This is a genomic window from Wolbachia endosymbiont of Rhagoletis cingulata (genome assembly GCF_048537655.1).
GTDB lineage: Bacteria > Pseudomonadota > Alphaproteobacteria > Rickettsiales > Anaplasmataceae > Wolbachia > Wolbachia pipientis.
Window position 1 is genome coordinate 471,542 of the sequence record NZ_CP175927.1, and the last position, 20,386, is coordinate 491,927.

The window sequence follows — 20,386 nt, forward strand, 5'->3', positions numbered from 1 at the left end:
TTTCCCTATTAAATATTATCAAATAATTCCTTTAATTCTTTCACAGAAACAATCTGCTCTTCTTTACTAACTTTTTCTATTATATAATCTGTCACTTTATACTCAAGCGCTTGCCCTCTAACTAATTCTTGAAATTGTTTATTTGATTCAAAATGCTTAAGTACTCTGTCAAATTGCACATCTTTACTGACATATTGATTTACAATAACACTCAAAACATCATTTTGAGTTAATGATATTTTATGTTCTGCACTAAATTTCATAAATAACATAGCAAGCTTTACACGTTTTTCAGCTTCTTTACGAGAATCATTTTGAGCACCCAATTCTCCTTCCATTCTTTGTTGCTCCTGTTTTACTATGTCTGTGGGTAAATCAAAACTATAATTAGCATCCAAATAATCAAACAGCTCCTTTTTAATTAAGAGATTTCTCATTTCGGTGCACTGATCACCAATCATTTTTTTTGCATGATTTATTAGCAAAGAATAATCTTTAAACCCAATACTCTTAGCTATTTCATCATCATTTTCAAAATCTTTGGCAATTTGAATCTCATTAACTCGCACAGAAAAATCAGCTTCCTGTCCTGCAAGGGAAATGGCTTGGTAATTTTCAGGAAATTTCAACTTAAAGTTCTTTGTTTCTCCCTTTTTCATACCAGTTAATTGATCTTCAAAACCATTAATAAATGTGCCAGACCCTAAATTAACGGCAAAATTTTTGCTACTTCCACCTTGAAAGAGCTTATTCCTAATCCGCCCTTCAAAATCAATTATCAATTTATCCCCATCTTTCGCTTGATAAGAAGCATCATCAACAGAGGCGAAATTGGGGAACTTTGTTTTAATGGAATCAATAAATTCTTTTATATCTTCCTCTTCAATCTTTGCTTCAATTTTCTTTAAGTTTATTTTGTCAAGATCTATCACTGGTACTTCAGGCATCGACTCAAAAGATAGCTTGTATACAAAATTGCCCTCCTCATTTTCTTTGCCCAGATCTGGTAATGATATAACATCAACCTTAGGATAAATGTGAGACTTGACTTCAATTTTTTTCATCAAATCACTTGAGCAATAATCAATTGTATTATTTATCACATATTCCAAAGCCTCGTTTTTATAATTTGCAACAACAAGGTCATAGGGCATCTTTCCAGCCCTAAATCCAGGTGATTTTGCATTTTCTGCTATCTCTTGCAACCTGGAATTTACCTTTTGTTTTATATAATCACTACCAACTGTGATTTCATACTCATACTTTAGTTTATCTATACTAAGCTCTTTGTAGGTATATACGCTACTTACTTCGACTGTATTTTGAGGTATATTATTAGACATCATAATTCATTTATTAACATTTTAATTCATATCTTAATAGAGTCATTTTACCAGAATTTAAGTTAAACACAATCCTTAAGAACAGGTTTTTACACAAACAAAAGTGTATTTAGTGATTATAAATTTTCCCTTAAAACCTAAGTTACATGACTTTAAAGTGCGGATAGAGGGACTTGAACCCCCACGAGCAAGCTCACCAGGACCTAAACCTGGCACGTCTACCAATTCCGCCATATCCGCAAGAAATTTTTAGTACCCTATTATAGGTATTCCATTAAAAATATTCAAGGTTTAAAGTCTTACTTAATTTATGGTATTTACACAATCAAAAAAGCTTATTAACATTTCTTAATGAAAGCTCTAAACCCTGAAAATCAATAATGAGATTAATAACAAGCTTCTTACTCGCAATTTTTTTGATTACACAAAGTGGTTGCACAACCCTTATAATAGGTGGTGTGGTGGCTACAGCGGCAGCAACAGCAATAACAATGCAGGACAAATCCTTGGGAAATATCATTGATGATACGACTATGGTCATCAGAATTAATAAGGGGCTCTTAAAACATGGGCTATTTTCATCCATAAAGGTTAAAGTAAGTGAAGGAAGAGTATTGCTCATTGGAAGTGTTGACACTCCTGAAAAACAACTTACAGCAGAAAAAATAGCTTGGCAGCAAAAAGAAATTAAAGAAGTGATAAATGAAATAAGAGTAATACCAATTCAAATGGCTTCCATGCTAGACACCACTGTAGATGGCATGATAACAGCGGAAATAAGAACAAGACTCCTGGGAAAAAGAAATATTAAGTCAATTAATTATAGCGTTAATACGGTTGATAGAGTTGTTTATTTGATGGGTATAGCCCAAAATAAAGCGGAATTAAAAGCTGTAATAGCAATTGCAAGAAAAGTAAAGGGAGTAAAACAAGTTGTAAGTTATGTACGATACAGGTACAGTAAGTTACGCCATTAGGCAAAAATCGCTTTCAAATTATAACATTTGTACAGTTGTGACAATAGGTAGAGAACATAAATGAAAATTGCCTTTCAGATGGATGAAAATATAAATTTTGAAACTGATACTACATTTGCGCTAATAAAAGAAGCACAAAGGAGGGGGTATGAAATTTTTGTTTATACTCCTGATAATTTAGCACTAAAGCTAAACTATCCAATTGCTTTTGCTCAGAAAGTCAGCGTTGATGATTTTAGTTTTATCTCCAAAAAAGATGTAGCTATCAACTTGAATGAAATGAACATCATATTTATCAGACAGGATCCACCTTTTGATATGCGTTACATTACAACAACATATATCTTAGAAAAAACTAGCGCATTGGTAATTAACAATCCAACAGAAATAAGAAATTGTCCTGAAAAATTGATAACTTCATTATTTCCAGAACTAATTCCGCCAACTTTGATTACTGAAAATATATCAATGATTAGAGATTTCTACTACAACTATCAAGATATTATTCTGAAGCCATTGTATAGTTATGGAGGAAACGATGTGATAAGAATACAAGATGAGAATAGTATTCAAGTAGTAGTGGATCTCATGATAGCAAAATACGAATGCCCTGTGATTGCACAATCATTTTGTAAAAACATAGATAAAGATAAAAGAATATTGCTACTTTATGGCCAACCAATTGGTGTAATGAAACGAATTCCAAAAATCAGTGGAGAGATCAGAACAAACATGCGACTTGGAGCAAGTTTTGAGCCCGCTCAAATGAACGATAGAAACAATGAAATATGTAACAAAATTGGTCCTGAATTAAAGAAAAGAGGGCTAATATTTGTTGGTATTGATATTATAGATGACTTCCTGCTCGAAATTAACACAACTTCACCCACGGGAGTAGTTTATATCAATAAATTGTATAATATATCGCTAGAAAAGGATCTTTGGGACGTGTTTGAAGAAAAAGCAAGCAGCCATCAACTAAACCTGTGAACAATCACCTTAACAAACTCAGTAGTCCCATTCTTTATCCCTGTTTTTTCTGTACTATTGGTCATATCACGCAATTTTTGAGAATTATTTAATAGATCAAATAGTACCTCTGTTAGATTTTTTTTTGCTTCACTATTCTGCTTAACTATTATAGCTGCTCTCGAGTCTTCAATATATTTTGCGTTATAAAATTGGTGATTATCTTTTGAGTAAGGGTAAGGAATATATATAGCAGAACGCCTAGCAAGAGTGATCTCTGCTATTGAAGTTGCTCCTGCTCTGCTAATTACCAAGTGAGCATTGGCCAGTCTATTCTCCATATCATCAAAAAATTCACTCAATTCACAATCGATCTTTTCACTTTTGTATAGACTTTTGACCTTGTTTACATTTTTCTTCGTACATTGCTGCGTCACTCTAATTTTCTTTTTCATTTTAATAGGTAAATCACAAATTACGCTGCTTACTACATCATCAAAAAAATTTGCACCTTGGCTGCCTGCTATGACCAATATATTTAGGACTTTCTCAGTGCTAGAATGGCTCTGTGCTTTTATATCAACAAAATTTCCTGTAAAAATACATTTATTGCCCTCTGCATATTTAGTCTCCGGAAAGCTGGTTGCAATTAATTTTGCACTCTTGAAAAAGAATCTATTTACTCTCCCTAAAACTGTGTTTTGTTCATGTAAAATTATAGGTATAGAAAGAACTCTTGCTGCAAGAAGAGTTGGAAAAGAAGCATAGCTACCAAAACCAATGACCGATTTTGGTTTTAATTTTCTTACTTGATACAGTGCTAACATAGAGCTGTATATCAAGAAAAGGAAAAACTTAAATTTGTTGCTGCTTGGTCTACGTAATGGTAAGGTGTAGCTTTCTATGTCGGTATTTTTATTTGTTTTTTTATCAGTGAATAATATGCAATTGTATCCTTGTGTCTTTAGTGCTTTTGCTAAAGCTATGGCCGGAAAGATATGCCCACCTGTGCCACCTGTTGCTAAAATAATATCCATCTGTAAATAATAAATCCTAGATTGTTAACTGTTATTTAACAATTTGCACGTAGAATTTTATTAAGCGTTATGATAGTTGAGTTAAAAATGCCTAAAAGTAATAGTAAAAAAGAACCTAATGAGAAAAATAAACCTCAAGAACAAAGAGAAGGCAGAAGCGGAGGTTTTTTAGAACTGCTAAAAAATATAATAAAAATTCTTTTCAATTCGGTCGTTGACCTACCTGAGCACGAGCAGCATAATAAAATGAAAAGCACTAATCTACAACAAGGTTTGGATACTAAAGGAAAAGGCCCAGAAGATCTTCATCCAAAGGCAAAGCTTGAAGTTAAAGAAGCAGCTAAGGGATTGAAAGAAGAGTTACAGAATTCTGATGCTGGTGGTAATCAATCTATTGAAACTAAAGTGCCTAATCAAACTACTACTCAAGACATTGACAACTCTAAAACGATGGAACGTTAGTTCAACTATTTAACATCTGCAGCAAGCACTGATTCATGTATCATCTCTGAAATGGTTGGATGAGGAAAAATCGTAGATTTTATGTCGAAGTCTGTTCCTTCTAGTTGCTTTGCAAGAGCAAAATTGCTAATTAACTCCGTTACTTCTGCACCTATCATGTGGCTACCCAGAATTTCTCCGGTTTTTTTATCTATAATCGTTTTCACTAACCCTTCAGTTTCACTGAGTGCAACAGATTTACCATTAAAGTTAGAGTGAAATTTTCCTATTTTTATATCATACCCACCTTTTATTGCCTGTTCCTCAGTAAGGCCGATGCTCGCTATTTGTGGATGAGAATAAGTGCAATTTGGTATGCATTCTTTTTTTAACGCATGAGCATTTTTACCAGCAATCTTTTCAATGCAGATCACGGCTTCATGGCTCGCTTTATGTGCTAAACATGGTGGGCCAGCTACATCACCTATTGCATACACATTTGATTCACTAGTTTCATACCATTCATTCGTTTCAATAAAGCCAGAAGGGCTTAATTTAATTTTTGTATTTTCTAAACCTATATTTTCAATATTTGCTTGAATTCCAACCGCAACAATCACCCTCTCAAATTCTTTGCTCTCACCACTACTTAGTAGCACTTGAGCAGAGTCTTTACTTTTAGTAAGAGCTTTTACGCTACTGTTTGTATATATTTTTATCCCCTGTTTTGTGAATATTTCTTGTGCTAAATCTGAAATGTCCTTATCCTCCAGCGGCAAAATAGTGCTCTTTATCTCTATGATTGTTACATCAACCCCCAAAGTACTATAAAAACTTGCAAATTCTATTCCAATTGCACCAGACCCTATAATTAGTAGCGATTTTGGTAATCTCTCTGGAGTCATAGCGTGCTGCGCATTCCATATTAAATCTCCATCTGCCTCTATTCCAGGCAGATTCCGTGCCCTCACGCCTGTTGCTAAAATGATATGCTTGGAAACAATTTCTTGTTCTTCCTTATCGCTAACGACTTTTATAGTACCATTGCCTGCAAGTTTACCAAAACCTTGATGAACTTTGATATTATTTTTTTTCATCAAATATGCAACACCGCTTGACAATTTATCAACAACGTTTCTTGAGTATTTCACTATTGATTGTATATCAAAATTCGCTCCCTTTACTTCTATACCAAACTCTTTTGATCTTTTTATTAGCCTATAAACCTCAGATGCTCTAAGCAGTGATTTTGTTGGTATACATCCCCAATTTAAGCATATACCGCCTAAATTTTTTTCTTTTTCCACAATTGCAGTTTTAAACCCAAGCTGTGCCGCCCTAATTGCCGCTATATAACCACCAGGACCGCTACCTATAACCGTAATATCATACTCATTCATCAGTTTTCTTCGTATTCAAAAAGATTATATATAACAGATGGAACCCATACAATCAATGGTCTGTCATCTACCGTCTTAAGAGTCAAGATAAAAGTTGTTATTTTTTATCATGGCATTTAAACAAACGATAATTTTTCTCATGACAGCAACTAATGCAACCTTAGCAGCTTTGCCAGAATCAACCAAACGCTGATAAAACGCTTTCATTTTTCTGTTGTGGCGCATAGCAACAAGAGCTGACATGTATAGTGCTTTCCTTGCATAAAACCTGCCTCCTTTGATTTGAGCTTTGCCAACTTTTCTTCCACTTTCACTAGTTTTAGGTGCAACTCCAACTAAGCATGCAATTTCTCTATTCTCTAATCTACCAAGCTCAGGCACCTCTGTCAGTAGAACGCTCGCCGTCTTTGATCCAATACCTTTATAGCTGATTAAAAGCTCATTTTTTCCTTTCAATTCAGCTATTGCGTCTTCTATGTCTTGCCTAATTTCTTTCAATTGTTTTTCAGCAAACCCTATCTGTCTTTCTATGTATTCTCTAGCTTTTCCCGTCGCACTTTGCAGGCGACACTTGTTTGCATGAATTGCATCATTTAAATTACGCTCAACTGCCCCCAGCTCCTTTAATTCCTCTTGCTTTTGTGAAATTATACATCCTTTTACTTCACCGTCTTTACTGACAAATTCAGCGTATTTTTCCAGTAATTTAGCATCTAACTTGTCAGTTTTTGCAAAATGATTGCAAGCTTTGGCAAATGCATATACCCGATTCGGGTGAGCTTTATGGACAGTTATCTTGCAACAATTTTATAATGAGCTTTTCATAGCCACCAGCTTACACATAACTTGATGGGTAAATCGACTATATTTGTTTCTATAAACTTAGATATAGCATCACTCACGTTTGCTATGCGCTTATGCTTGCCATTAATTGAGATGTCCAATGCTTCCTTGGAAACATCTACTCCCATGAAAATTATTCTAGCCATTTTTGTACCTATAAATATAATCAAACAATAATGCAAAATGCTGTATACAGGATTGTAATTCGATCTTTTAGATCCACCTACCGTTCGTACTACATTTTGCTTTAAGCCTTACTATTACCCACAAATAAAAACATAGTATTGTATTTACTCAAATAATTTAATTTTATTAACCTGAAAGCTTATTAGATTAAAATTATTAAACTAAGAGTTATAATTTTAGCAACTAAAAGCTGTAAATTGCACCATATAAACAGTTATTTCAAGCAAAAGTTATGCCATTAAGAGCTATGCAACAAACATTTATATTTGTGGGTAATAGTAAGATCTAAATCCGATAGAGCATTGTTGGCACACCATCAAAAGTCGCCTCAGACCTCTAATGCATCAATGTACAAACTTACACCTTTTAGTTGGTAATACCATTTTAGACGTTTATCATTCGTTTTAGAAAATACTATAGGAGGTTGTCCGGAAACTAGTAAATTCAAGCATATTCCCTCTTTAACATAACCCTACTCATAGCTAGGTATATGAAATTCTCAGTGGATGTTGTGAGTAAATCATACTCCTTCGATAGCCTTCTATTCCTATTAACCCAAGCAAAAGTCCTTTCTACAACCCATCTTCTTGGCTGTACTTTAAACCCTTGTTCTCTTGTTGGTAGTAGCTCAGGTGGCGTATCTTTGTGCACCCAAAATCTACATGGAGGCCTTTTAACAATTTCAATATCTATGTCATATTCTTCCTTTATGTGATTCTTTAAATTTCTTCCTTGGTATCCCATGTCAGCCCACATTTTTTTAACTTTAGTATATTTTGTTCTCATATTGTTTAATGCTATTTTAATACCATCTCTATCATTTTCGTTAGCAGCGCCTACGTAACAACCTAGTATAAAACCCTGAGTGTCTGTAATTATATGCCTTTTTCTACCCTTTACTTTTTTACTTCCATCATAGCCTTTGATCCCCCCTTTTCTGTAGTCTTTACAGATTGACTATCTACTATACAGGCACTCGGCTGCTCATTCCTTCCTATTTTTCTTCTACTATATTTTGTAATTTCATAATTCATTTTCTCAAAAATTCCCTGCTTCTTCCATTGCCTGAACTGCTCATACACAGTCTTCCATAGCGGAAAATCATTTGGTAAATACCGCCATTGACACCCTGTACGCAATACATAGAAAATTGCTTCTAATATTTCTCTTTTGCTATACTTTGGCGGCCTTCCTCCTTTCTTGTATGATACTCTGAAGTGTTTTTCTATTCTTGCCCATTCCCTTTCGCTTAGATCTGTTGGATACTTTTTTCTCATCTTTACCCCGTACTAAAATTTCAGATATTATAGCCTTTTACTTGTTTCCGGACAACCTCTAGTAGCGGAATGACGAATTTTTGTTTTTCAAATTGTCAGTAAATCTAAGTCAGTTTAGCTATATAAAACATAGTATAAAAAGAGCTATTTTAGCAAAATTTTAAACAAATAAAGTTAATTACTTCACAATTGATACCTTACGAGAAAAGCACATTTGATACAGATTTAAAATACAAGTTAACGAATTATTATGATTTTTACCAAGATAATAATATAGTAAGGTTTGGTAGTGAGGTATCAAAATGGAAAAATACACCAACGCATGGTTTAATAAGAAAGATAATCATGATTGTGCAAATGATGGCACTTGCGGGCAATCTATAAAGGATTTTAGGATTGGTAATTCTGATATTTCTTTTTTTGATAGTAACAAAAACTTAATTGCCAAAGTACCTAAACTACCAAAGTATTCTAGGGATAAATATGGGCATCAATTGTATAAGGAAGCTGAGTCAAAGCAGTTCAATTATTTTTCCACAAATATACATGATGTTTTGTCTAACAGCTTTACCGTTAAATACGGGTATATAAATTGTACTATAAAATACGACAACTTATCTGAGCAGGAATAAAACCAAATAGAAACAGACATTAAAACTGCCTATGAAGCATTTAAAGAAAAGTTTTGCTTGAAAAATAGTAATGCAAGTTACAATATAACGGTTCACATTTTTAATAATAGAAGCGATTATACAAAGTATAACAATCTTCTCGGCTTAGATGAAGATGGTGGTCCAGGATATATTACACGAGGAGTAACAGATTGTCAGAATATTCTGACATATAAGCAAAGTGCCATGGATTTTGTTCTAGGTCATGAGCTAGGCCACATATTTCAATTGTGTTTTTCACCATCGGCAACAGTCCAAACTTTGAGTATTCTGGATACTGAACTCATAGCAAATGTTGTTGGACGAGAAGTAGAAGAAAAAAATTATAAAGCTATTTGCAAGCAGATGGGTGTAGATGAATATAAATACGATGGATGGAGTTTTATTTTTAAATACATAGGTACAACTGGTAGTGTATACCGCCTAAACCTTTCAGAAGAAGAGAAATTTCAAATTATACAACGTGTCAAGAGTTCTGGACTAGATGAATATGAAGACCATGGATGGATGTTTAAATTTAAATATAAAGATACAACTGGTAGTATATACCTCAAGGACCTTTCAGAAGAAGAGAAATTTCAAATTATACAACGTGTCAAGAATTCTGGACTAGATGAATATGAAGATCGTGAATCAATGTTTAGTTTTAAATACAAAGGCACCACTTATAGAGCAGAACACAGAGATTATCTTTCAGCAGAAGAAGAAAAACTTCAATTTATCAAAGACATTAAGAACTCTCATGAATCGCTCGTTAGTGAATGTGATGGATTGGGGAATGAGAATACAACTTTAGTGATTTACGTTGATGAAAATAAGGAGATAAGTCAAATGTATTTTCATAATCTAGACAAGAATATATTCAAATGGTTAGATAAGACACTTATAAGCAGAAGTAAACCTGAAGAAGATGTGGATGACACAGCAGGAAAAGAGCCTGAACCAGAATCAGCCGAAGAGGATACTCAGCAACCCAGTAATTTCTTATCCAATATTTTTTCAACAATTAAATCCATTATTGATTCTATCTCATCACTCTTTTCATGGTTATTTGGGTCGAAAGAGAAAGAGTCTAATCAACAATCTGATGATAATCCTTCTTTGTTTAAGCTCGATGCTAATGAGTTAGATCACGAAGTTAAGCCTGATGCCAATGAGTTAGGTCACGATGTTAGAGATCACTTATCAGACAATTATAACCATTACAACTCATCTGATGGGCTAATGTAATATAGCTAATTTACAGTATCTGTTCAGATGCATGGCTAATGTACAAATATTGAAACAAAAATTCCAGTGCCCCTGTGATGTCATTCCAGTGCTTGACACTGGAATCCAGCTTTTAATCGAAAATGTTGTATAGTACACAATCAAATTTTCTGGATCCCAGTGGGCTTTGTTGCATCGCTCAAGTGAAAAGAACTGGCAGTTACTGACAAAATTCATTATAAATAGCCATTTAACTGTTGAAGAAAAAATATGCCACAAAAAATGAGAGTCAGTAACTGCCATGAATATAACAAATTTCTCCAAGAAAGAGGAAGCATTTTTTGTTATATCAATGACGCCATAGAAAATTGGTACGAGAATTGTCCAAAAATGCAGGGCGGCAACTATATTTATAGTGATAAAGTTGTGATTTTGGTGCATATAATCGTCAGTTTCTTTAGAATTGGTTTAAGACAAACAGTCGGGTTTATAAAAGGGTATTTGCAACAAATAGGAAGAGATTTGCAGCTATTCACAAGCATCAAAAGAAACTTAATATTAAGATAAATGATTGCAGAAAATAATATGGAAGATATCGAAATTGCTATAGACAGTACAGGAATTAGTATATACAACAACACTCCTGAAGGAAAATAGCACTGACAGAAAATATCGTGGCTATGAGCAAACGAGAAAATTGCACGTAATGTTGAATATAAACAACAAAAAAGCCATAGCTGTAAAATACAGTAACGGCTGATCACTATGGAGCTTGTGATTTGCTAAAAGAAGTTGATTTTCAGCATGCCATAAAAGCACTATATGCAGATAGAGCATGTGATAGGCACAAGTTTTATAAGTTGTGTAACGAATATGATATAAAGACAAAAATTCCACCAATAAACAATGCGGCAGAACATCCAGAAATAGATTATATGTCTGACAGGAATGCTGCTATTAGGTTAATAAAATTATACGGTGAAGATGGCATGAAAGAATGGAAAAAAGAAGTAAATTATGGGAAAAGATCTTATATTGAAGGGTTTTTCTCAAGATTAAAGCAAATATTCGGATTTAGTTTTAGGAATAAATCTGAGATAAATCGAGAAAAAGAACTAAATGCTATTTGCTTAATAAATTCACTGATATTGGTATGGCTAAATTTGAGATAGTTACATGAATTTACCATAAATCACCATCTCATAAAGTGTGATGCAACAAAGCCATCCCAGTGTCAAGCACTGGGATGACAACCTCCTTATGGGCCAAAATCACAATGTTCGTACAGTTGTGGATTCATTCGCGGTATCTCGGCATAGATTCCGCTAACAAGTAGCGGAATGACGAATTTGTCGTTTTTCAGATTGTCGTAAGTCAGTTTAGCTATAGCATAATGCTATATTAATAAATAATCTATATAATACTATTAAATATAATAATTAAAATCTAAATTACTTTCTCTATAAAAGGAGAAATTTACCTTAATGAAAATATATATATATTTAATATTATTTTTATTTTTTTCTTGCGCTCAACTATATGCTGACGAGGAAATTGCAAAATTTGATTTACTTATTGGCGAGATAAATGAAGCAAGCTTCACTCTTAAAGGTGCAATAAAGGTTACAGTAGAACCAGGCTGGCACATATATTATAAAGATCCTGGAGATTTTGGCCTTCCCACGTCTATTAGTTACAAAGGTAATGCATCAGATATAAATATTCACTGGCCTATTCCAAAGGAACATAAAGATAAAGTAGGGAGAGAGACGTTTGTAAGTAACGTATATGAGGATATGGTATTATTTCCCTTTAAGATGAATATATTTTTAAATCAAGGGTATATTGACCTTAACTTCCATATAAATTATGCGATATGTAAAGATAGGTGCATCCCTAAAAATGTTGAGATAAAAATCAGGCAACCATTAAAGGATTTTATAGATTCTGATATCAATAAACTTATAAATGAGTGGTATGAAAAATAGAGTTCTCATGGGGTAGGTGTCATTCCAGCGCGTGACACTGGAATCTCATTTACTTTTTTGTTCACTATGTGAGGAACTTGGGCCTACAAGTATATAAACATAATGGTTTCGCATAAAAAATTTAGATCCCAGATACTGTTTCTGCTGTCAAACAAATTATCCAACAAAATTACAATTAAATGGTTGATTATTTTTAAGAATACCAAAAAAGACATGCATTAATTTTCGCATTAACGCAAGAACTATGACTTTTGGACATTTGCCTTTACTTGCTAGACGCTGACAAAACTTTTGAAAATGATTATTATGGTTTTTGACTACTATAGCTGGCATATAAAGAGCTTTTCGAATACGCTCAGATCCTATTTTGCATATGCAACTTCTCTTACTTACTGACGATCCCGATTGATAATGTCCTGGATTTAGACCAGCAAAAGCTGTAAATTGTTTAGCATTGTCAAAGTTATCAACTGATGGCATTTCTGCGACAACAGCAACAGCAGTAAGATATCCTATACCTTTTATAGTCTTAAGGTTTTCCACCATATTTTTTAGATGTGGATAGTTATTTATATGCTCATTAATTTCTTTTTCGAGAACAATAATTTGCTCCTCTATTGCCAAAATTACTTTAGATATAGCTTCTTTGCAACTGGAATGCATATTTTTGTTTTCCAAGCGATTTGTCTGTTGCACCTTATCATCTTTTAGCGATTGCATGCAACGGTAAAGCTCCCTCAAATGCCTCATTTCAGGTGCAATGGGCTTCCAAAGAGCAGGTTTGTTGGCGATACAAAATCTAGCTATCATAGCTGCATCTGATTTATCTGTCTTATTTCTGAGCAGCTCACTTTTGCCAAAAGCTTTCTGGGTTTACTATACTGACATTATGTCCTAAATCGTGCATAAAAGTAGCCAAATCTTCTCCATACCAACTAGTTGCTTCAAGACATAAATGAGTAAGATTTGCTCCATGGCCATTGCACCAAACTACAAGTTTTGCAAAACCATCTTGATTATTTTGAAAGACTTTGTGTCGTTTTTTACTGTCCACTAACAAACAAACATCAAATTTCTTTTTTGAAATATCCACACCCAAAATAGCATTTACTTGCATAAAATTGCCTCCAAGACTATAAATAAACTGAGAGTTTAGACTAACCTTGTAATACGGGATATAATTCCAAAAGATACTGTTCAGTCTTTAACTCTATGGGAGGGAAGCAAAATCTGGCTTAATGGCATTAGTGTCGCATCAGCTTCACCCTCCCTGTGAGGTATTTTAGCTCTAATGCCTCACATCATAAAGATACAAGTGTCACGCACTAACTGTACGAACATTGAGATATAAGAGTAATTTGTACCAAGAAAAAAGATGTCATCCCAGTGCCCAGACACTGGGATGGCTTTGTTGCATCGCTCTTCGGATAGTAGGTAACGCACAATAAATTTATGAAGCTATCTCAAATTTAGCCATGCCTATTTCAGTAAATTTGTTAAGCAAATAACATTTGAGTAGCAGTTCCCTCTCACGATTCATTTCAGATTTGTTCCTAAAACTAAATCCAAATGTCTTTTTTAATCGCGAGAAAAAACCTTCTATATAAGATCTTTTTCCATAACTCATCTCTTTTTTCCACTTCTTTATACCATCTTCATCATATGACTTTATGAGCTTGACTGCAGAATTTCTCTCAGCCATATAGTCTAACTTTGGATGCTCTGTTGCGTTGTTTTTCGGAGGAATTTTCGTTTTTATACCATATTGATTACACAGCTTATAGAGCTTTTCTCTGTCATATGCCCTATCTGCATATAGTACTTTTATGACATACTGAAAATCGACTTCTTTTAGCAAATCACAAGCTCCATAGTGATCAGCCGTTACTGTATTTTACAGCTATGGCTTTTTTGCTGTTTGTATTCAACATTACATGCAATTTTCTTGTCTGTTCATAGCTGCGATACTTTCTATCTTCGCTATTTTCTTTGCTATGACCAGGAGTGTTGTTGTATATACTAATTCCTGTACTGTCTATAGCAATTTCGATATCTTCCATATTATTTTCTGCAATCATTGATCTTAATATTGAGTTTCTTAAACCTTCTTGATGATTGTGAATAGCTGATAACTTGCAAATTTTTCCCAATTTGCTCAAGGTATCCTGCTATAAACCCAACTGTTTGCCTCAGGCCTATTCTAAATAAACAAGTTATTATGTGCACCAAAATTACAACTTTATCGCTATAAATATTGTTGCCACCTGGTATTTTTGGACCATTCTCGTACCACTTTTCTATGGCTTCGTTGATATAATGAAAAATATTTCCTCTTTTTTCTAGAAATTTGTTATATTCGCTATGGTTACTGACCCTCATTTTTTGTGGCATATTTTTTCTTCAACAGTTAAATCGCTATTTATAATGAATTTTGTCAGTAATCACTAATTTTTCTGCTGCTATGCAACAAAGCTCACTGGGATCCAGATTGGACACTAAGTTGGTGAGTATAAAAGTAGCTAACCTTATGTTAAAACACAATATTTTTGGTGAGGGGTTGCATTAAAAGCTGGATTCCAGTGTCAAGCACTGGAATGACATCGTCTTAACATTGTACCATATTACAATGTTCGTACAGTTATGTGTCACGCTACTTGGATGACAAGAAAAGGTTTCTAGAATGACGGAAACGAAGTCATACATAGAAAATAGGTTAGGTATTTTCAATTTTTGTTGTATACTCAAATAAAAATCTCACTTTTACAGATGGATACAGTAAAGTTTGTTTTATTACTGCCAACAATATTACTCATGCTAGTTGCTGGTGTTTACCTATCGATTAAACTAAAATGGCTACAGGTATTTAGATTACCATACGCCCTTTCACTCCTTGGAGCTAAAAAAGGAGAAAATAAATTTTCTTCTATAGCCGCTCTGTTTACAATTTTAGGGGGAAATTTAGGAGTAGGAAATATTTCAGGAACTGCTGTTGCTCTAAAAACCGGAGGACCGGGCTCTATTTTATGGATGGCAATAATTATTGTTATCACTTCTGTGATAAAATATGTCACTTGTTATCTAAGTATAAAAACCAGAAAGGAAAAGAACGAACGGTTTATAGGTGGCCCTGTAGCCTACATGACTGATGCGTTTAACTCTAGGAAGGCCACAATTGTCTTTCTAGTTATCATGATGATGGTTTCAATAACAGTTGGTAACCTTGTTCAGGTAAATTCTCTATCAATACCACTTAATATGATAGATGTGCCTGTAGTTGTTGGTGGCATTGTAATGGCCATAATATTTTTTGTTGTTGCAGCTCTCAGCTTAAAAAAAATTAAAATTTTTATATCGGCTATGATACCGATAATGACGGTAAGTTACCTCACACTTTGCGGTATCATATTATTTAAATTTAGTGAAAATATTCTTCCTTCTCTAAAACTAATAACAAGCAGTTTTTTTACAACTAGTAGCTTTAACTCTGGTTTATCTCTAGGTTTGATTTTAGAAATGTTGACTATTATTCAAGTTGGAACTTTGCGAGGTATTTTTGCAACAGATATAGGGCTTGGCCTCGAAGGAATCGTACATTCTTCAATTGTTCCTAAGAAAAATAATAATAAATTTATTATTGAACAGAGCCTAATCACAATAATATCGCCTTTTATAGTTGCATTCATAGTGTTTATTACAACAATGGTACTGCTTGTCACAGATTCTTGGGTCACTGATTTAGAGAGTACTAACATGTGCATATTTGCTTTTAGAAAAGCTATGAATTGGCCCTATATTGACTATTTAATTATGGCCATAATGTTTTGTTTTGCCTTTACTACTATTTTTACTTGGTTTTTTTGCTCAAAACAGACAATACGCTATGTGTCTATGGATAATAAATACACTAAAATCTGGATTGTAATTTTTACCATGATCATTCCGCTTGGTGCGATAGGTAAAGTCCGGTTGCTATGGGATGTTGCTGATATCTCGATTGCTGCTTTGTTGTTTATCAACATACTCGCTATACTCAAGCTAACCTCTCAAGATCCAGAAGTGTTTACTATGAGTAGCAGATATTTGAAGTTGCAAAAACAGAGCTATAGCTAAAGCAATTTAGGCTATGCAGCTGTTGTGATATAAGAGTGATTTCCGCCAAGAAGGATGTCATCCCAGTGCACAGACACTGGGATCCAGGAATCTTGATTGGCACTAAGTTAGTGAGCATAAAAGTAGCTAATCTTATGTTAAAACACAACATTTTTGATGGGGTGCGTGAAAGGCTGGATTCCAGACTGGAATGACAACTTAAATCGTTTGATGTTACCATAAAATAGCTTGTGTCATCACATTAGTAACACAACCTTCCTTAATAAAAATTCAACCAATGCTTGTGATAATTATATTAGCTAGTATTAGCTAGAACTAAAGGCAGAGGGTTATTAGTGAGGGATATATGGGCACTAACGATACACAACAAGAACACATTTATAATGAGCGCATTCAAGAAATTTTTCCTTTATTTGATAAAATAAAAAAGGAAGACGACCCAATTTATAATGCTAGAGTTGATTTTAACACAGTAAAGTTTTTAACAAAACACGCCAACTGGAATTGGGACGAAGAAGAAAACAAAGATAAAGCATATGGAGTTATTCTTCAGAAATGCGACAAGACAAAGAAAGCTGGACAAGACCTTGAAAGTGAAGTTAAAGAAAGGTTGAAAGAGTATGTTGATGATGTTGCAGGAGTTTCAATATACGGTAATCACGCAAGTATTACGCTGGGAAATAACAAAAAAGAGTTTAAAATCAGCGAATTTTTAAACAGTGATTTTTGTGAGAAGAATGAAATCTCGGGATTTTCAACATTGCATAGTGATGGAAAGAGCGGAATGCATGGTTTTGTTGCCGAGGAAGAAGGGAAAAAAATAAGACATTATGTCGTAACTGATGGTTCATATGAAATGACTTTAAAGTGGTATGCGGAGGGGAAGGAATGTAAGATCAAAATTAAGATTGATGCTAACGGTGTAGACCTTGTTAAAGGTGATGATTTTTCTCTAGAACGGTTAGAAGTAAACAGAGATGTAAAAATAGGTGGTTTATTCTTGCATGAAATACAATTCAGGGAGAAAGGACAAGGAAAAGCGAATGAGATGCAACATAATAAAGACAGTAACGAGCTATCATCTGAAACTACAACAAGAATTGATGTTAATAGAGGTGTTAGCGTTCAAGCTACTGATATAACTCAAAAAAAAGAAGACCACCATTCACATTTTGGACTACAATCTAACAGCAGAAGGCAGTCTTACGATAGCGGAATTGGAAAAGATTTTGACGATAAAATTAATTCTCAGGAGGCTAAAGAAAAGCGTGAGCTTAGACAAGCAGCACGAGAAGCAAATTCGGGAGGTCAAGTTTATAACCTACAATCGCTTTTTGAGGAGAATCCTCAGAACAAAAAAACTCCTCCGCCACTTCCACCTAGAACTAGTTCACTACCACCTAAAAAAGGTGTTTTCGATGAGCAAGGGGGAGCCAAATCTGGAAGCCAAAAACCAGATGACTTGCGCGAAAATGAGCAAACACCTAATAATCAGCAAAAAGGTGCAACTTCTGATTCTTCAGATAGTTCTACTTTCACCAAGTCTGTAAGCCACAATCAAGATAATAGGCAAGAAGATGAACGGTATGACAATCCTACATTTGGACATGCTGTACCTGGAAGCCAAAAACCAGATAGAAGTGAGCAAACACCTAATGATCAGCAACAACCTAAAACCCAGCAACAAGAAGGAAATAGCAAAGGCGATCTGTTACAAGACATCAGAAATTTCAAGAAAAACAACTTACGGCACATTGATGTTGATGATAGAAAAGCATCAATTGCAGGAAGTAGAAAAAATAACCCATCACCGTTAGAGACATTAAAGGACATAATTCCTTATTCATCTTCTCCAGATAACAGTGATAACCAAGATGCTAGTGATGCTAAGTGGAAAGAAAGTGAACAGCCGCTCTCTGCTACAGCACTCAATAATAAAAGTGACTCGGGCTATTCATCTCCAACTCATGACAATAATGAACAATCTCAAGTAAATCCTGAACAGTTAAAGAAGAGCTTAGAGAACATTGAACAAAGTGATCAAACTCCACCTGAAAATCTTCTTAAAGAAATCAGAGATAGATCACAGCAGGATAATAGAGGATTAAGGCAAGTTGATCCTACTGATAAACTGTCACAAGATAAAGAAGATGGATTGCAAAAAGACGATTTAGCAGATGTAAAAATAGTGGAAGGTCCAACTATTAGTGTCTCTGCTTCAACACCAAATAGTATAAGTGATTCAGGCTATATATCTCCAACTAATAGTGATAGTAAATCTCAAACAGATTTAAAACAGGTAGGAAGGAAATTAGAAGAACATATTAGACAAAGTAATCTAACTCTATTTGAAGAACTTAAAAATACATTAGGTCAAGAAAATCTCGGGTTAAAATCAGCTGATCAGAGTCAGATTAGCGAAGAAACTAAAAAACGCTTGAGAGAAGTTGGGTTGCTAAAAGACAGCTCAACAGACATAAAAGCAAACGATTCGGGCTATTCATCTCCAACTCATGACAATAATGAACAATCTCAAGTAAATCCTGAACAGTTAAAGAAGAGCTTAGAAAACATTGAACCAAAAGAAATCGGAGATACGAGTGAGTTAAAAGGAGCATTGGGAAACCCGGATAAAGGGTTAAGAGAACCGGCACAACAGGCTACTAAAGAAAATATTCCTAAAGATTCATTCTCAGAAAACATTTTAGAAAAGATAGGAGAAGGTAAACAATATGACCCTATACGTAAGTGGTTAGAAAAAACAGTGGCAGAACGAGAAAATAATGACACTAATCCAACTGTAGATAAAAATAGCGAACTATATAAATTACTAGAGAAAGATGAAGCACAACTGAAAGCTGGAGTAATAGAAGAAGAAAGAGGAGATACTTTAACAGAACACACTGATGGTTATGATCGCAATAGAATTGCATTAGCTAACAGAAATAAAAGACCACTAGATTGGGCTAAACAGGTTGCTGAGTCACAACAAAAAAAAGATACTAATAAAGGTATTTCAATATAAATTGAAGTTAAAATAATTGCTTAGCAAACAATAGGTTTCATGTAATGGTAACCCTATAACGGAAGAGTAGGAGCCGCGTAAGAACAATACGAACACTCCAGCTAGGCCTTGTATATTGCATCCCCCCGCCCTATTTTTCCACTCTTCTGATGCTAAATAATACTTAATTTCTTGTTCACTGAGACGTTTAAATTTCACTATTGTAACCACAGTCCTGATATGTTGTTTAGATTGATCGGGAGTTAATAGACATACACTGGTGTATACTCTATGCCTTCTTCCTGATAACAAGCGGATACATTTTTCTGCTTGCTCAACGTTTTCAGCTTTGAGCAATATCCTTCTACCACAAGCAACAACTGTATCAACACCAAGCACAAAATAATTTGGATTTAAACTTTGTATTTTCTCAGCTTTACTTTTTGCCATACGGATTGAGTAATCCTTCGGAAGTTCCTTTTTTAAAGGGGCTTCATCTATATCTGCTGGCAAAATTAAACCTGGCTCAATGTTTATTTGTTTTAGTAAAGCTATACGCCTTTTCGATGATGAAGCAAGAATAAGATTATTTAGAGATCGTTCTGTCACTTGTACCTTTAAGCCTTCTAATGATCCTACCCTTTCTCGCATTCCTATCGTAAATGCTCATCTCAACTAACACCCTATCCCCTATAATGATGCGTATTTTACTTCTTCTCACTTTCCCTGATACATGACAGATAATCTCATGTTCATTGTCCAGTTTCACTCTAAATTCTGCTGCAGGTAGTAAAGCAGTTACTGCCCCTTCCACTTCAAAAATTGTTTTCGATTTCTCGTCTTTTATCATATGTTATATTATAATTTAATAATCTTTTTTAGTCTACTATAGATTTTAAATTATTATCAACACAAAAGACCTTTTGCGCCC

General features: G+C 34.2%; 16 protein-coding genes, 1 tRNA gene and 4 pseudogenes. 10 read left to right on the plus strand and 11 right to left on the minus strand.

Features of this window, described 5'->3' with window-relative positions; genetic code table 11:
- Nucleotides 1-8 precede the first annotated feature (8 nt).
- Nucleotides 9-1,343, minus strand: a complete 1,335-nt coding sequence (tig, locus tag ACJZL3_RS02225) for a trigger factor (protein ID WP_010962514.1) — start codon at nucleotides 1,341-1,343, stop codon at nucleotides 9-11.
- Between the two features lie 158 nt (nucleotides 1,344-1,501).
- Nucleotides 1,502-1,583, minus strand: a tRNA-Leu gene (locus ACJZL3_RS02230).
- Between the two features lie 140 nt (nucleotides 1,584-1,723).
- Between ACJZL3_RS02230 and ACJZL3_RS02235 the strand changes: the two genes are divergently transcribed.
- Nucleotides 1,724-2,320: a BON domain-containing protein gene (locus ACJZL3_RS02235; protein ID WP_010962515.1), complete on the plus strand. Its 597-nt coding sequence runs from the start codon at nucleotides 1,724-1,726 to the stop codon at nucleotides 2,318-2,320.
- A 60-nt stretch (nucleotides 2,321-2,380) separates the two neighbouring features.
- Complete coding sequence (gshB, locus tag ACJZL3_RS02240) at nucleotides 2,381-3,310, plus strand: glutathione synthase (RefSeq protein WP_038198626.1); 930 nt, start codon at nucleotides 2,381-2,383, stop codon at nucleotides 3,308-3,310.
- Here gshB and murG read toward each other — a convergent pair.
- Nucleotides 3,295-4,326: an undecaprenyldiphospho-muramoylpentapeptide beta-N-acetylglucosaminyltransferase gene (gene murG / locus ACJZL3_RS02245; protein ID WP_419198891.1), complete on the minus strand. Its 1,032-nt coding sequence runs from the start codon at nucleotides 4,324-4,326 to the stop codon at nucleotides 3,295-3,297. The genes gshB and murG overlap by 16 nt on opposite strands.
- A 69-nt stretch (nucleotides 4,327-4,395) precedes the next feature.
- Between murG and ACJZL3_RS02250 the strand changes: the two genes are divergently transcribed.
- Nucleotides 4,396-4,788 (plus strand): hypothetical protein, encoded by a 393-nt coding sequence (locus ACJZL3_RS02250; RefSeq protein ID WP_006279962.1) that lies wholly within the window; start codon nucleotides 4,396-4,398, stop codon nucleotides 4,786-4,788.
- A gap of 5 nt (nucleotides 4,789-4,793) precedes the next feature.
- Here the strand turns inward: ACJZL3_RS02250 and lpdA are convergent, their stop codons facing one another.
- The 3 genes and pseudogenes from lpdA to ACJZL3_RS02265 all read right to left on the minus strand — a co-directional run bounded on the left by lpdA (nucleotide 4,794) and on the right by ACJZL3_RS02265 (nucleotide 8,473).
- Nucleotides 4,794-6,167 carry a dihydrolipoyl dehydrogenase gene (gene lpdA, locus ACJZL3_RS02255; protein ID WP_010962518.1) on the minus strand — a complete coding sequence of 458 codons (1,374 nt, stop codon included), beginning with the start codon at nucleotides 6,165-6,167 and terminating at the stop codon, nucleotides 4,794-4,796.
- A 75-nt stretch (nucleotides 6,168-6,242) separates the two neighbouring features.
- A pseudogene (locus ACJZL3_RS02260) lies at nucleotides 6,243-7,156 on the minus strand (IS110 family transposase).
- Nucleotides 7,157-7,640: 484 nt separating this feature from the next.
- Nucleotides 7,641-8,473, minus strand: a protein-coding gene (locus tag ACJZL3_RS02265; protein ID WP_094189578.1) for an IS5-like element ISWpi1 family transposase whose coding sequence is annotated in 2 segments (ribosomal slippage) — nucleotides 7,641-8,104 and nucleotides 8,104-8,473 — 834 coding nt in all. Because the reading frame shifts where the segments join, the coding sequence is not laid out codon by codon here.
- A 302-nt stretch (nucleotides 8,474-8,775) separates the two neighbouring features.
- Between ACJZL3_RS02265 and ACJZL3_RS02270 the strand changes: the two genes are divergently transcribed.
- On the plus strand, nucleotides 8,776-9,105 hold the full coding sequence (locus ACJZL3_RS02270; RefSeq protein WP_419198892.1) for a hypothetical protein: 330 nt from the start codon (nucleotides 8,776-8,778) through the stop codon (nucleotides 9,103-9,105).
- Between the two features lie 57 nt (nucleotides 9,106-9,162).
- A complete protein-coding gene (locus tag ACJZL3_RS02275; protein ID WP_419198893.1) occupies nucleotides 9,163-10,374 on the plus strand; it encodes a hypothetical protein in 1,212 nt (403 codons plus the stop codon).
- On the opposite strand, the gene ACJZL3_RS02280 is transcribed toward ACJZL3_RS02275, so the two are convergent.
- Nucleotides 10,366-10,794 (minus strand): WPE palindromic element domain-containing protein, encoded by a 429-nt coding sequence (locus tag ACJZL3_RS02280; protein ID WP_244226859.1) that lies wholly within the window; start codon nucleotides 10,792-10,794, stop codon nucleotides 10,366-10,368. The two genes, ACJZL3_RS02275 and ACJZL3_RS02280, sit on opposite strands and share 9 nt — an antisense overlap.
- On the opposite strand from ACJZL3_RS02280, the pseudogene ACJZL3_RS02285 reads away from it, so the two are divergent.
- Nucleotides 10,690-11,533 (plus strand): annotated as a pseudogene (locus ACJZL3_RS02285) (IS5 family transposase). The gene ACJZL3_RS02280 and the pseudogene ACJZL3_RS02285 overlap by 105 nt on opposite strands.
- A gap of 304 nt (nucleotides 11,534-11,837) precedes the next feature.
- Nucleotides 11,838-12,341 (plus strand): protein-disulfide reductase DsbD domain-containing protein, encoded by a 504-nt coding sequence (locus tag ACJZL3_RS02290; RefSeq protein WP_015589109.1) that lies wholly within the window; start codon nucleotides 11,838-11,840, stop codon nucleotides 12,339-12,341.
- A 156-nt stretch (nucleotides 12,342-12,497) separates the two neighbouring features.
- On the opposite strand, the pseudogene ACJZL3_RS02295 reads toward ACJZL3_RS02290, so the two are convergent.
- Nucleotides 12,498-13,458: pseudogene (locus ACJZL3_RS02295) on the minus strand (IS110 family transposase).
- A 333-nt stretch (nucleotides 13,459-13,791) separates the two neighbouring features.
- Nucleotides 13,792-14,732, minus strand: a pseudogene (locus ACJZL3_RS02300) (IS5 family transposase).
- A gap of 375 nt (nucleotides 14,733-15,107) precedes the next feature.
- Between ACJZL3_RS02300 and ACJZL3_RS02305 the strand changes: the two are divergent.
- From ACJZL3_RS02305 to ACJZL3_RS02315, 3 genes are all read left to right on the plus strand, one after another.
- Nucleotides 15,108-16,451, plus strand: a complete 1,344-nt coding sequence (locus ACJZL3_RS02305) for an alanine:cation symporter family protein (RefSeq protein ID WP_038198671.1) — start codon at nucleotides 15,108-15,110, stop codon at nucleotides 16,449-16,451.
- A gap of 35 nt (nucleotides 16,452-16,486) precedes the next feature.
- A complete protein-coding gene (locus ACJZL3_RS02310; protein ID WP_419198894.1) occupies nucleotides 16,487-16,645 on the plus strand; it encodes a hypothetical protein in 159 nt (52 codons plus the stop codon).
- 152 nt (nucleotides 16,646-16,797) lie between these two features.
- Nucleotides 16,798-19,476 carry a hypothetical protein gene (locus tag ACJZL3_RS02315; protein WP_095742669.1) on the plus strand — a complete coding sequence of 893 codons (2,679 nt, stop codon included), beginning with the start codon at nucleotides 16,798-16,800 and terminating at the stop codon, nucleotides 19,474-19,476.
- Here ACJZL3_RS02315 and ACJZL3_RS02320 read toward each other — a convergent pair.
- Both ACJZL3_RS02320 and infA read right to left on the minus strand, forming a co-directional pair.
- Nucleotides 19,468-20,064 (minus strand): Maf family nucleotide pyrophosphatase, encoded by a 597-nt coding sequence (locus tag ACJZL3_RS02320; RefSeq protein WP_010082554.1) that lies wholly within the window; start codon nucleotides 20,062-20,064, stop codon nucleotides 19,468-19,470. The genes ACJZL3_RS02315 and ACJZL3_RS02320 overlap by 9 nt on opposite strands.
- On the minus strand, nucleotides 20,042-20,305 hold the full coding sequence (gene infA, locus ACJZL3_RS02325; protein WP_007550159.1) for a translation initiation factor IF-1: 264 nt from the start codon (nucleotides 20,303-20,305) through the stop codon (nucleotides 20,042-20,044). Before infA ends, ACJZL3_RS02320 begins: the two co-directional genes overlap by 23 nt.
- Between the last annotated feature and the right edge of the window lie 81 nt (nucleotides 20,306-20,386).

Excerpts from the sequence above, each read along its gene's own strand:
- tig (WP_010962514.1), bottom strand. The coding sequence starts at position 1,343 with ATGTCTAATAATATACCTCAAAATACAGTCGAAGTAAGTAGCGTATAT.
- ACJZL3_RS02235 (WP_010962515.1), top strand. The coding sequence starts at position 1,724 with ATGAGATTAATAACAAGCTTCTTACTCGCAATTTTTTTGATTACACAA.
- gshB (WP_038198626.1), top strand. The coding sequence starts at position 2,381 with ATGAAAATTGCCTTTCAGATGGATGAAAATATAAATTTTGAAACTGAT.
- murG (WP_419198891.1), bottom strand. The coding sequence starts at position 4,326 with ATGGATATTATTTTAGCAACAGGTGGCACAGGTGGGCATATCTTTCCG.
- ACJZL3_RS02250 (WP_006279962.1), top strand. The coding sequence starts at position 4,396 with ATGATAGTTGAGTTAAAAATGCCTAAAAGTAATAGTAAAAAAGAACCT.
- lpdA (WP_010962518.1), bottom strand. The coding sequence starts at position 6,167 with ATGAATGAGTATGATATTACGGTTATAGGTAGCGGTCCTGGTGGTTAT.
- ACJZL3_RS02270 (WP_419198892.1), top strand. The coding sequence starts at position 8,776 with ATGGAAAAATACACCAACGCATGGTTTAATAAGAAAGATAATCATGAT.
- ACJZL3_RS02280 (WP_244226859.1), bottom strand. The coding sequence starts at position 10,794 with ATGCACCAAAATCACAACTTTATCACTATAAATATAGTTGCCGCCCTG.
- ACJZL3_RS02290 (WP_015589109.1), top strand. The coding sequence starts at position 11,838 with ATGAAAATATATATATATTTAATATTATTTTTATTTTTTTCTTGCGCT.
- ACJZL3_RS02305 (WP_038198671.1), top strand. The coding sequence starts at position 15,108 with ATGGATACAGTAAAGTTTGTTTTATTACTGCCAACAATATTACTCATG.
- ACJZL3_RS02315 (WP_095742669.1), top strand. The coding sequence starts at position 16,798 with ATGGGCACTAACGATACACAACAAGAACACATTTATAATGAGCGCATT.
- infA (WP_007550159.1), bottom strand. The coding sequence starts at position 20,305 with ATGATAAAAGACGAGAAATCGAAAACAATTTTTGAAGTGGAAGGGGCA.